Here is an 11,649-nt window from a genome sequence, read left to right on the forward strand (position 1 = left end):
TGGGAGGCGCTGGTGGCTGAACGGGGCAGGCGGATCGCGGGAGCGCTCGCGCTGGGTGCGGTGACGGCGGCGACCGCGGCGGCGGTCGCCGGGGGAGCGATCGCGGTCGGCACCGCGCTCGCCCGGCTGGCGGTGACCCCGGCCCGCCGCCCGGCAGAGGGCGTGGTGGTCGAGCGCGTCGAACACCGCGACGGAGCCGTCGCGGTGCGCCTGCGCGGGGAGGATGCGGAGCTGCCGGGACGCTACTCCTTCCTGTTCGACGAGGGAGCGGGCCACGCTCGCCTCGGCGACGTGATCGAGGCGAGGGCCGGCGCCGTCGTGCGTCCGGTCGTCGCCGTCGACCGGGGCGAGCTGCGCCCCGGGGCCAGGGGGCGCATCACGGGATGGTGGTACACGGACCCCGCGGAACTCGGACTCGACTGCGAGACGATCGTCTACCCGACGGAGCTCGGCGATGCGCGTGCGTGGCTGGTGCGGCCCGCGCGTGCGAAGAAACGCCGCTGGGCGGTGCACGTGCACGGGCGCGGCGCACTGCCGGAGGAGGCGATCCGGGGCGCGGCTCCGCTCGCGAGGGCGGGCATCACGAGCCTCATCATCAGCTACCGCAACGACCCGGGGGCGCCCGCCGGCCAGCACGGGCGCTACGGCGTCGGCCTCTCCGAGAGCCGCGACGTCGACGCGGCCGTCGCCGAGGCGCTGCGCCGGGGCGCCGAGCGGGTCACGCTCGTCGGCTGGTCGATGGGCGGCACGGCCTGCCTCGTGTCGGCCGCGCGCGGCGCGCACGCGAAGTCGATCGACGGGGTGATCCTCGACTCGCCCGCCGTCGACTGGCGGTCGCTGCTGCGGCACCAGGCCGGCGGCAGGCGGATGCCGATGCCCGTCGCCGACATCGGCATCCGCCTGCTCGACCGCGGGCTGGTGCGCGCGGGGGAGCCGGGAGGGATCCCGTTCGAATCCCTGACGCCCGAGGCCTTCGCCCACGAACTGATGGTGCCGGTGCTCATCCACGCGAGCACGGCCGATACCTTCGTGCCGAGCGGGCCCGCCGAGCGGCTCGCGGAGCTGCGGCCCGATCTGGTGCAGCTGCGCCTGCGCGACGCGGGCGAGCACGTGAAGCTCTGGAACGTCGACCCCGAGCGCTGGGAGCGCGTCACCGAGGCCTTCGCGCGAGCGCTGCCGCGGCCCGCCTGGCGCGGCTAGAATGTCTCCGATGCCCGCAGACTCCTCAGCCCAGCACAGCTCTTCGCGTCTCGTCGACCGCCGCCCCGACATCTCGGGTGCCGAGCTCGTCGCCTCGCTCGTCCCGCCGCCGCAGTTCGACCACGCGTCGTTCGACTCGTACCGGCCCGATCCCGAGTACCCGTCGCAGGCCGCGGCGCGCGATCTGCTGCGGTCGTTCGGGCAGCCGCAGCAGCAGGCGTCGCGCGGCGGCTTCTTCGGCTTCGGCCGGAAGAAGCAGATGGCCGACGAACCGTCGGTCGGCACGACGAAGCCGGGCGTCTACCTCGACGGCGGCTTCGGCGTCGGCAAGACCCACCTGCTGGCCGCGACCTGGCACGCGACGCCGGGGCGCAAGTACTTCGGCACCTTCATCCAGTTCACCGCCCTCGTCGGGGCCCTCGGCTACACGGGCGCGGTGAATGTGCTGCAGGGCGCCAAGCTCATCTGCATCGACGAGTTCGAGCTCGACGATCCGGGCGACACCATGCTCATGACGCGACTGATCGGCGACCTCACGGCCACGGGATCCCGGTTCGTCGCGACATCGAACACCCCGCCGAACGCGCTCGGCGAGGGGCGATTCGCCGCCGCCGACTTCATGCGCGAGATCCAGGCGATGGCCGACCGCTTCGAGACGGTGCGCATCGACGGCGTCGACTATCGGCAGCGCGACATCACGGGCGAGGCGGTCGTGCTCTCGGACGACGCCTACCGATTCGCGCTCGCCGATGTCGCGGCCTCGGGGGCGCGCATGACCGACGACGACTTCTCGCAGCTCATCGCGCACCTCGCAACCGTGCACCCCTCGAGCTACATCGGCCTGCTCTCCGGGGTCGGCTGCATCGGCCTGCGCGAGGTGCACGAGCTCACCGACCAGTCCGCCGCCCTGCGCTTCGTCGCGTTCATCGACCGGGTCTACGACGCGCAGATCCCGATCCGGTCGACGGGCGTTCCGCTCACCTCGGTCTTCGGCGGGGGCATGCTCGACGGCGGCTATCGCAAGAAGTACCTGCGCTGCATGTCGCGTCTCAACGCGCTGACCTCCAGCGAGATCGTCGAGTAGCCGTGGCGGAGAGCATCTGGTACGGGCTGGGGCGCGCGCTCAGGCGGGCGCTGCTCGGGGGGACGAGTGACAAGCGGGGCGCGCGAACCGATACCGCGGTCGAGAGCCCCGGACGATCGGGCTCGGATGCGACCACCGACCTGCCGCGGGCCGATCTCGCACGCATCCGCATCTCCTACGCCCCGCAGCCGGACGGCGCCCCCGACCCGGGCGAGGTCGTGTGGACCTGGGTGCCCTACGCCGAGAACGACGGCCGCGGCAAGGACCGCCCCGTGCTCATCATCGGCAGGCTCGACGCCGTCACGGTGGTCGGCTGCTACCTCAGCACGAAGCCGCACCCCGGCTTCGTCTCCGTCGGCAGTGGCGGGTGGGACGGCCAGGGCCGCGAGAGCTTCCTGTCGCCCGAGCGCCTGCTACGGGTCACCGACGCCGGAATGCGGCGCGAGGGCCACGTGCTCCCGCGCGATCGCTTCGAGCGCGCCGTCGCGGCCGTCGTGGCCGAGCACCGCATCCCGGGCTGAGCGGGATCCCTCGCCCTCCCTCCTCCTCTTCCGGGTTGCGCCGAAAGCCGCCATAATTGCGGTGAGACCGGCCCTTTCCGGCTCAGAAGGAGAGACACCATGGGACTCGAAGATCTCGGCAAGAAGGCGTCGGAGTTCGCGAAGGAGAACGCCGACAAGGTCGATGAGGCGCTGAAGAGCGAGCAGGCCGAGCAGATCAGCGATAAGATCCTCGACGGCGTCGCGGGTTTCGCCGACAAGGTCACCGGCGGCAAGCACTCGGACAAGATCGCGGAGGCCCGCGACGGCCTCGACGGCAAGATCGGCAACGAGTAGCCGCCCCCTCCGGCTCTTCCGCGAGCGGGGGAGCCGGAGCGGCCCGGCGGTCTTGCACGGAGCCCGGAAGTCTTGCACAGAGCGGGCGCTCGGGGCAAGCCCCTGGAAGTGGTCGCCGCGCACTGGAAGAGTGGTGGGCGACAACACGAAGGAGGCTCCACATGAGTGCATCGGACAAGCTGTCGGCCGGAATGGACAAGGCGAAGGGCAAGGCCAAGGAAGCCCTCGGCAAGGTCACCGGCGATGACGAGAAGGTGGCCGAGGGCAAGGCTGATCAGGTGAAGGGCGACCTCAAGAACGCCGCAGAGAATGCGAAGGACGCCGCGAAGGACGTCTTCGACCGGTAGCCCCGGGGAAGCGGCGGTGGCGAGCCGCGGGAGCGTCGGCGTGCTCGTCGTCGCCGACCCGGGGCTCCCGATGCGCCGGTGCCGAGGAATCCGCGATCGACTCGAGGCGACTCTCGCCGATGTCCTCGGCGCTCCCGTGCGCGTCCATCTCCGCACGGAGCTCATCAGGATCGACCCCGACGACACGCTCGACGTCTCGGACGTCAAGCGCCTCTCGGTCGAGTACGAGGACGTTCAGATCATCCTCATGGTGACCGAGATCCCTCGGCACGGGCACGGCAGGCCGCTCGTCGCGGAGGTGCTGGTCTCCGACGGAGTGGGGATCGTCTCTCTCCCCACTCTCGGAGCGGGCGCCACGGCCCGCCGCCTCCTCCGCGTGCTGACCGCGTGCGCGCTGCAGATGCGGGGGCAGCGGTGCGGCCCGAGGACGGGCGAGGGATCGTTGCGCTGGGCGCGCTGGGCCGATGCGCCCGAGAACTCTAACCGGCTGCTCCGAGCGCGGCGCGTGGCGGGGGGAGCGCGCACCGTGCTCGGCATGGTGCTCACGAACGATCCCTGGCGGATGGTCCCCAAGCTGTCGAGCGCGCTCGCCGCAGCTGCGGCGGCAGGCGCGTTCGGCGTGTTCTACAACTCGATCTGGCAGATGTCTGCCGCGCTGAGCCCGTTCCGGCTGGCGGTCATCAGCACGCTTGCGATCTGCGTGATCGTGGCGTGGCTGCTGATCGGGAACCGGCTCTGGGACCGACCCGCCCACGCGAGCCTCGCAGAGGTGATCCTGCTCTACAATCTCTCGACCGTGCTCACGCTCGTGCTGTGCGTGGTGGCGCTCTACGTCTCGCTCACGGTGATCATCCTGCTGAGCGCCCTCATCGTGATCGACCCCGACTTCATGAGCGAGGTGCTCGGATTCCCCGCCGAGTTCTCGAACTACGTCGACATCGCCGTGCTGAGCGCGGCGTTGGGCACGGTCGCCGGCGCCCTCGGCTCGAGCTTCGACCGCGACGCGGATATCCGCAGGCTCACGCACGGCCGACGCGAGCGGCAACGCATCAATGCGGCGGACGGCGAGGGGTCGGCGGAGGAGCGCGGGCGCTGACGGAGCGGCGGAGGAGCGCGGGCGCTGAAGAGTCCGCGCCGACCCCGCTAGGATCCCTACAGATGAGGGATCAGGGGATCGATGGCACGGCTCCCGTTCGGCGCGCTCTCGGGGACGGTCGCGGCGTTCGCCTTCGTCGAGTTCACGAGCGGGTGGCTCCAAGGATACTACGCGCCGATGGCCACCGACATCGCCCGCTACCTGGGCATCGCCGACGCCGACCTGAACTGGCTCGAAGGGGCTCAGCTCATGCTCTCCGCCCTCGTCGTGCCGCTGCTCGCCAGGCTCGGCGACCTGTTCGGCCACCGCCGCATGCTGCTCGTCTCGGCGGCGATCACCGCGGCGGCGACGCTCGCCCTGCCGCTCGCCGAGACGTTCCCGGTCTTCCTGCTCGCGTGGGCGCTGCAGGGGGTCTATGTCGTCTGGCTGCCGCTCGCGATCGCCCTGATCTGGGTGCGCGTGCGCGGCAGGGCCGACTCGTCGCGCATCACGGCGCGCGCGGCCGGAGTGCTCATCGTCTCGCTCCAGGCCGGGGCGCTGCTCGGCGCGCTGCTCGGCGGTGCACTCGCCGACATGATGCCGATCCGCATCGTGCTGCTCGTACCCGGCCTGCTCGTGCTGGCGAGCTGCGCGGTCATCCACTTCGGGGTGGGGAGGGCGGCGTCCGCGAGCGGCGGGCCGGTCGATCTTCCGGGCTTCGGACTCCTGGTGTTCGTGCTGCTGCCGGTTCTCGGGGGCCTGTCGCTGTTGCGTGTGAACGGGGCGGCCGATCCCCGGCCCTGGGTGTGCATCGCGGCGGGTGCTGCGGCGATCGTTCCGTTCCTGCTCTGGGAGTCGCGGCGCGAGAACCCCTTCGTCGACGTGCGGCTGTTCGGCAGGCGGGCGCTCGGGCCCGTATTCCTCTGCACGGCGCTGTTCGGCGTGAGCGTACTCGGAGCGCAGGTGCCGCTCACCACCTTCGTTCGTTCCGACCCCGCGCTCTCGGGCTACGGGCTCGGGGCGACCGGATCCTCCGCCTCCATCATCATCGCGCTGTATCTCGCGTCGATGATGATCGGCGCCTTCGCCTACTCGAGAAGGGCGACGCGCTTCTCGCCCTCCGTGCTGCTGCCGACGGCGGCGTGTCTCGTCGCGCTGGGATACCTGCTGCTGGTGCCGTTCCACAGCGGCTACGGACAGGTCATCACGAGCATGATGATCGCGGGTGCGGGGTCGGGGGCGCTGCTGGCCGCGCTGCCGGCCCTCGCCGTCGAGCGCTCTCCCGAGCGGGGCAGCGGCATCACGGCGGGGCTCTCGAACTCGTCCAAGATGCTGGGCGGTGCCGCGGCCTCCGCGGTCTTCGGCCTCGTGCTCATCCACGGCACCGGGGCATGGGCCGGCCCCGCGGGGGCGGCTTCGGCCGGTACGGCGGACCCGGCGGCGCATGCCGCACCGCTGTCGGGCTACATCGCCGTCTGGGTCATCTGCGGCTGCACCGCGCTCGTGGCCGCCGTGCTGCTGAGGTCGACGGTGGGGCGCGCTCCTCGTCGTGGGGCAGGTTCTTCCACGGAATAACGCGCCCCGACGTCGCTATGCCGCCCCGCCGCGCCGCTGGGCGCTGCTCGGCCGCCCCTCAGACGGAGGTGATGAGCGCGGTCACGAGCGACACCGTCATCGCGACCACCAGCGCGTTGAAGGCGAACGCGATGAAGGTGTGGGTGCGCACCGCGGCGAGTCCGGCGCGGGTGCGCGGGTGCCCGGCGGAGAGCGCCCCGACCGACGAGACCATCACCGACATCGAGACGAAGTCGATGAACCTGGGCTCGCCCTCCGTCTCCGGGTCGAGGTCGAACTCGATGCACTCGCCGGCAGAATGCAGGCGGAAATAGCGCAGGGCGAAGGCGTAGACCATCGTCGCCCACGAGGAGGCCGCGGTGGCGAGCACCAGGACGGGCAGCCAGAGCCCTCCGGATCTGGCGCCGATCGCAGCCGCCGCGATCGCGACCACGAGTGCCGTCGCCGCCGCGGTCAGAGCCCAGTTGCCCTCGTCGCCGAAGCCGAGCAGGCGCGAGATGCGGCTCGGGCCCTGCAGATACTGCTTTCCTGCGATGCGCTTCGCCTCCTCAGGGGAGGCCCCCGTGAACACGCGGTGCGTCCAGATCACGAAGATGAACGAGAAACCCGCGAGCCCGAGACAGGCGCCGGTCATGAACCAGGGGAGATCCCGCAGGGCGCCGAGGTCGGTGAGCGCGACCGCGAGGGCGACGATCAGCAGCACCAGGAACGACGCCACCATGGCGATGGCCCCGCGGAAGCCATCGTCGTAGCGCAGAGGAATCGTCCTGGGGGAGCGGCGACGGATCATCTCTGCGATCCTACTACCGGTGGTGAGCGGGGCGACCACCACCGCCACAGGCAGCAGTCGGGTCGGGCGCGCGAAGCTCGGGGTCTCGCCGGGCGTCTACAGGAGTTCGCGGGAGAGCCTGCGGGTCATCCGCTCCATGTATGTCTCGATCTCGATGACGGAGGGCTCGTGCTCGTCGATACAGGCGTTGGTGACCGCCGACCTGTACGAGTCGGTGATCCGGAAGCCCTGCGGGCCGTGCGCCCCCTTCGCCGAGGTGAATATCTGATGATCCGGCGTCAGCTCGCCCATTAGCCGGTAGCCGTACTCCGAGATGCTGCGCCTAAACAGCGGATTCCGCTCGAGCTTTGTCGGTCTTGCGACGTAGAGCGTCCCGCCGAAGAAGGTGAACGAGAGGGACCCATCGCCTCCCACCACGACCTCGCGGGCGTCCCAATCGGCTACGTAGCCCCGGCTTTCCGGAGTGGCGGTAATGCCTCGAGGCTCGGCGCCGCGATCTCGCGCCCACTCCACCGCGTCTGCGACGAACGTGATGAACTCGGCGGCCTGCTGCCGCAGACGCACCCGAGCCTGGTCGAGTTCATCGTCGTCCGAATTGCGGGCGTTCTCGAGGCCCCGCATCCGTTCGGAGAAGTCCATGCGAGGATTCTAAGGGCCATGGGAGGGCGGACGGAATCGCCGATGATGAATGTGAGGCGGGCACTCGCCCGACAAAACAAAAATCCCCGGCGTGACCGGGGATTTTCTCTCTGTGCGCGATACTGGGATCGAACCAGTGACCTCTTCCGTGTCAGGGAAGCGCGCTACCGCTGCGCCAATCGCGCCTGTTCAGGCTATTCAATTGTGAGGCGAGGTGGCGACGGGATTCGAACCCGTGTATACGGCTTTGCAGGCCGCTGCCTCGCCTCTCGGCCACGCCACCGGAGTGGTTGACACCACAAGCGGCCGAGACTGGCTCGGCCACTGGAGCGGATGACGAGACTCGAACTCGCGACCCTCACCTTGGCAAGGTGATGCGCTACCAACTGCGCTACATCCGCATATCACCCTGACCGCGTTTTCCGCTGCCGTGGCGACCTGAATAACTATAGAGGGGTGCCCTGGTGAGTGCAAATCGCGGCCGGAAGCCCGGGCGCGCCGCACCCGCATAGTTTGTTCTGATCTGCGATTTGTACTCAATTTTGCGCGCAAGTCTGATGTTTCGTCGCGGAGCGAGACAGCGCACGGATACTGTGGTCTCATGGGGACGCGCGTGAGGAAGGCCTTCGGCCGGGTGCTGGCGGGCCTGCTCACCCTGGCCCTGCTCGCGGCCCTCGCTCTCGGCCTGATGCACCGTCAGGAGATCAGCGACTACTTCCAGGCGCGCGGCTTCGATCCCTCGCCGCGCGTCGCCGAGATCCTCGATGAGCTCGATCTCACCCCCGGCGGCGAGCGGATCTTCCTCGCGTCTCGCCCGACGGTGGACGGCAGCCAGCACTTCAACACCCAGTGCGCCGAAGTCGACCACTCGGAGGAGGGGCACGTGCTCGGCTGCTACACGAAGGAGCGCATCAGGCTCTTCGACGTGACCGACGAGCGCGTGAGCGACATCGTGGAGGTGACCGCCGCGCATGAGCTGCTGCACGCGGTGTTCGCGAGGCTGGGCGAGGGTGAACGGACCCGCCTCTCGCGCGAACTGCGAGACGCGTACGACGAGTTGAGCGCGCAGGATCCCTCGCTGAAGGAGCGGATGGATGTCTACGAGCATCTGTCTCCCTCGGCGTTCGCCAACGAGCTCCACTCGGTGCTCGGAACCGAGGTGAGGGATCTGCCCCAGTCGCTCGAGCAGCACTACGCCCGCTGGTTCGCGGATCGGGAGACGCTGCTCGATCGCTTCGACGCCTTCCATGCCGTGTTCAGCGATCTGCAGCAGCAGGCCGAATCGCTCGAGGCGGAGATGACCGCGCTGCGCGCCGACGTCGAGCGGCGAAACGCGGAATACGATGCGCTCGTCGAGCAGTTCAACCTCGACGCCGCCGACTTCCGGGCGCGCAACGATCGCTACGAGTTCTCGGGGAAAGCCGATGAGTTCAATCGCATCCAGGCGGAACTCGCGGCACGCAGGGACGGTCTCCAGGCGACGCTCGAGGGGCTGCAGGCCGACATCGACCGTTACAACGCGAAGAGGGATCAGCTGCGCGAGCTCGGCCAGGTCAGCAGCGAGCTCGATCAGCAGCTGAACAGCTCTCTCGCGCCCGTCGGGTGAGCCCCGCTGTGGGCGACACGCCCGACCGCGAAGCCGGGGGAGCGGCGGGAACACGCGGAACCTCCGGGAGTGCGCATGCATCGCACGCTCAGCGTGTATGATCGTTCAGGTTGGTACGGTGACGTGCCCACGGGCGATTGGCGCAGTTGGTAGCGCGCTTCCTTCACACGGAAGAGGTCATCAGTTCGAGTCTGGTATCGCCCACTGTGAGAGAACCCCCGGCCCGGCCGGGGGTTCTCTCGTTTGCCCCGGGCGAGGACGGGGGCGAGGCCGCCTCCGGGGGATCGTCGTCCCGAGGGCGACGCCCGTCACCACGAGTGCGGCGCCCAGGAGCTCGCCCGGCCGGACTCCCTCGCCGAATGCGAGCCACGCCGCGGGCATGCCGAACACCGGTACCAGAAGCGAGAACGGCGCGACGAGGGCCGCTGGGTGCCGGGACATGAGCCAGGTCCAGATCCCGGAGGCGACGACCGTCGCCACGGCGACCGTGAACAGGAGCCCCAGGTTCGGCAGGAGACCCGCCGGGGTGACGGCCGCACGTATCGCGGCCGCTATTCGCTCGGGGCCCTCGAGCAACAGGCTCAGCAGCAGTATGGGCACCGGCGGGACCACGGTCATCCAGAGCATGAGGCGGAACGGCTCGGTCGTTTGCGCCTGACGGTTGCAGATGTTCCCGATCGCCCACCCGAGCGCGCCGGCGAGGGTCAGGAGGAACGGCAGGATCGCCGATTGCTCGGCGCGCTGCCAGCCCACGATCGACAGGCCCGCGATCGCGACCGCGATGCCGATCACCCGGATCGGAGTGACGCGCTCCCTGAAGAGCACGGATCCCAGCAGCACCGTGAACGGGGCGGAGGCCTGCAGCACCAGTGAGGCGAGACCCGACGGCATGCCCGCTGCCATGCCCCAGTACAGGAACCCGAACTGGAGGATCCCGAATCCGGTGCCGTAGCCGATGATCCACCGCCACTCGACCTGCGGCCGGGGCACGAACATGGCCGTCGGGATCGCGAGCAGGCCGAAGCGGAGCGCGATCAGGAGCAGGGGAGGGTAGGTGTCGAGCGAGACATCGATGGCTACGAAGTTGACTCCCCAGAGCGCGGCGACGAGGACGGCGAGGGCGATGTGGCGCGGTGGCATGCCTCCATCGTCGCGAGCGGATCGTATTAGGACAACTGAAACTATTTGAGCAATGGATGTAGGTTGTCTATATGGAAGTGCGACATCTCCAACTCCTTCGAGAGCTCGCCGATCGCGGCAGCATCACGGCCGTCGCGGAGGCGACGCATCGCACGGCCTCCGCCGTCTCGCAGCAGCTCCGCACCGCCCAACGGGACGCGGGAATGCAACTGGTCGAGCCCGACGGGCGCGGCGTTCGACTCACGGAGGCCGGGCGCGTCCTCGCAGCGGGCGGCGTCGAGGTGGAGACGGTGCTGGCTGCGGTGCGGGCCAGGTGGGACGCATACCGGAACGAGCCGGGCGGTTCCGTCTCCGTCGTCGCGTTCCCCAGTGCGGCGGCGCTGTTCTATCCGAGGGTCATGGAATCCGCCGCGCGCGCAGGGATCGAGCTTCGCGTCGCCGACCTCGACCCGGCCGAGCACGAGTTCGCCGAACTCGCCGCGGACTTCGACGTCGTCATCGCGCACAGCCTCGACGGCCCCGTGCCGAGCGGGGCCTCCGGACTGGTGGTCCGCGAGTTGATGGTCGAACCGTTGGACATCGCCATGTCGGCCGCGCATCCGCTCGCGAACCATCGCGATCTAAGGGCGGAGGACGTCGCGGATGCGACCTGGATCGGCGTGCCCGTGGGGTATCCGTTCGATGCCGTCCTCTCTTCGATCGAGGCCCGAGCGGGGAGGCCCCTGACCATCGCACAGCGGCTCCGCGACAATCGCGTGATCGAGGCGCTCGTGGCGTCGAGCGAGCACCTCGCGGTTCTGCCTCGGTTCACGACGCCCGGCGACGACGAACTGAGGCTGGTGCCTCTCGCGGATGTGCCCGCTCGGCGCTACGTGTCCGCCCTGATACGACCGGATAAGGCGCAGCGCAGGGCGGTCGGATCGGTCCTGGAGGCGATCGGCGAGGTCGCGCGTGCGGCGAGCCGGGGCGAGGGCGGCCCTCCGGCGCCAGAAGAGCCTACGCGAGGCCGGGCCCTCGGCGCCAGGCCCTGACGCGTTTCCCTTGCGGGGCCGATACTGATCGCACTGAACGAGCGAAGGAGCCCCGCAGTGACACCTGAAGAGAACACCACGACCCGCAGCCCGTGGGCGGTGCCGAACCCCGTCGATTCCACCCAGCAGATTCGAGAAGCGGACCTTCTGGAAGACACCATCCCGCTGCCCGCCTACCGCCCGGAACGGCTCGTCTAGCTGTACCCGGTCAGGACGTTGGTTCCAGTCGGCTGATCGGTGGGAAGCCTCTCAGGGCTGAGTGGCAGCGTCCAGTGTTGTAGAACTCGAGCCAGGGTGCAAGCGCCCTCGTGCGTTCCGTGTTCGTG

13 protein-coding genes, 4 tRNA genes and 1 pseudogene are annotated in these 11,649 nt (G+C 69.7%); 11 read left to right on the plus strand and 7 right to left on the minus strand.

From position 1 onward, the window contains the following. The first annotated feature begins 12 nt into the window (after positions 1-12). The 7 genes from J4H91_RS13565 (at position 13) to J4H91_RS13595 (ending at position 6,117) form a co-directional block, all read left to right on the plus strand. Positions 13-1,200 (plus strand): alpha/beta hydrolase, encoded by a 1,188-nt coding sequence (locus tag J4H91_RS13565; protein WP_208046795.1) that lies wholly within the window; start codon positions 13-15, stop codon positions 1,198-1,200. Between the two features lie 10 nt (positions 1,201-1,210). Further along, on the plus strand, positions 1,211-2,284 hold the full coding sequence (zapE, locus tag J4H91_RS13570; protein WP_208046796.1) for a cell division protein ZapE: 1,074 nt from the start codon (positions 1,211-1,213) through the stop codon (positions 2,282-2,284). A 2-nt stretch (positions 2,285-2,286) separates the two neighbouring features. Next, complete coding sequence (locus tag J4H91_RS13575; protein ID WP_341783555.1) at positions 2,287-2,805, plus strand: type II toxin-antitoxin system PemK/MazF family toxin; 519 nt, start codon at positions 2,287-2,289, stop codon at positions 2,803-2,805. A gap of 99 nt (positions 2,806-2,904) precedes the next feature. After that, positions 2,905-3,120: an Rv0909 family putative TA system antitoxin gene (locus J4H91_RS13580; protein ID WP_208046797.1), complete on the plus strand. Its 216-nt coding sequence runs from the start codon at positions 2,905-2,907 to the stop codon at positions 3,118-3,120. A 161-nt stretch (positions 3,121-3,281) separates the two neighbouring features. Next, complete coding sequence (locus J4H91_RS13585; protein ID WP_208046798.1) at positions 3,282-3,467, plus strand: CsbD family protein; 186 nt, start codon at positions 3,282-3,284, stop codon at positions 3,465-3,467. Between the two features lie 16 nt (positions 3,468-3,483). Further along, the gene (locus J4H91_RS13590; protein WP_341783556.1) at positions 3,484-4,563 is read left to right on the plus strand and encodes a hypothetical protein; all 1,080 of its coding nucleotides are present in this window, start codon (positions 3,484-3,486) and stop codon (positions 4,561-4,563) included. 81 nt (positions 4,564-4,644) lie between these two features. Then, positions 4,645-6,117 carry an MFS transporter gene (locus tag J4H91_RS13595; protein WP_208046799.1) on the plus strand — a complete coding sequence of 491 codons (1,473 nt, stop codon included), beginning with the start codon at positions 4,645-4,647 and terminating at the stop codon, positions 6,115-6,117. Positions 6,118-6,175: 58 nt separating this feature from the next. On the opposite strand, the gene J4H91_RS13600 is transcribed toward J4H91_RS13595, so the two are convergent. From J4H91_RS13600 to J4H91_RS13620, 5 genes are all read right to left on the minus strand, one after another. Further along, positions 6,176-6,907 carry a DUF1345 domain-containing protein gene (locus J4H91_RS13600; RefSeq protein WP_208046800.1) on the minus strand — a complete coding sequence of 244 codons (732 nt, stop codon included), beginning with the start codon at positions 6,905-6,907 and terminating at the stop codon, positions 6,176-6,178. Between the two features lie 96 nt (positions 6,908-7,003). Further along, positions 7,004-7,546, minus strand: a complete 543-nt coding sequence (locus J4H91_RS13605; RefSeq protein ID WP_208046801.1) for a hypothetical protein — start codon at positions 7,544-7,546, stop codon at positions 7,004-7,006. 113 nt (positions 7,547-7,659) lie between these two features. Next, a tRNA-Val gene (locus J4H91_RS13610) sits at positions 7,660-7,731 on the minus strand. A 27-nt stretch (positions 7,732-7,758) separates the two neighbouring features. Next, positions 7,759-7,829, minus strand: a tRNA-Cys gene (locus J4H91_RS13615). A 42-nt stretch (positions 7,830-7,871) separates the two neighbouring features. Beyond that, positions 7,872-7,947, minus strand: a tRNA-Gly gene (locus J4H91_RS13620). 200 nt (positions 7,948-8,147) lie between these two features. Between J4H91_RS13620 and J4H91_RS13625 the strand changes: the two genes are divergently transcribed. Together J4H91_RS13625 and J4H91_RS13630 are read left to right on the plus strand one after the other, a co-directional pair. Further along, complete coding sequence (locus tag J4H91_RS13625) at positions 8,148-9,152, plus strand: hypothetical protein (RefSeq protein WP_208046802.1); 1,005 nt, start codon at positions 8,148-8,150, stop codon at positions 9,150-9,152. A 131-nt stretch (positions 9,153-9,283) separates the two neighbouring features. Then, positions 9,284-9,356 (plus strand) — tRNA-Val (locus J4H91_RS13630). Here the strand turns inward: J4H91_RS13630 and J4H91_RS13635 are convergent. Then, a complete protein-coding gene (locus J4H91_RS13635; protein WP_208046803.1) occupies positions 9,333-10,292 on the minus strand; it encodes an EamA family transporter in 960 nt (319 codons plus the stop codon). The two genes, J4H91_RS13630 and J4H91_RS13635, sit on opposite strands and share 24 nt — an antisense overlap. Before the next feature lie 71 nt (positions 10,293-10,363). Here J4H91_RS13635 and J4H91_RS13640 point away from each other — a divergent pair, with 71 nt between their 5' ends. Then, complete coding sequence (locus tag J4H91_RS13640; RefSeq protein ID WP_208046804.1) at positions 10,364-11,323, plus strand: LysR family transcriptional regulator; 960 nt, start codon at positions 10,364-10,366, stop codon at positions 11,321-11,323. Positions 11,324-11,380: 57 nt separating this feature from the next. Further along, a complete protein-coding gene (locus J4H91_RS13645) occupies positions 11,381-11,521 on the plus strand; it encodes a hypothetical protein (protein ID WP_208046805.1) in 141 nt (46 codons plus the stop codon). 10 nt (positions 11,522-11,531) lie between these two features. Here J4H91_RS13645 and J4H91_RS13650 read toward each other — a convergent pair. Next, a pseudogene (locus tag J4H91_RS13650) lies at positions 11,532-11,649 on the minus strand (IS481 family transposase); the annotation flags it as partial.

The organism is Leucobacter ruminantium (assembly GCF_017565705.1).
Classification (GTDB): domain Bacteria; phylum Actinomycetota; class Actinomycetes; order Actinomycetales; family Microbacteriaceae; genus Leucobacter; species Leucobacter ruminantium.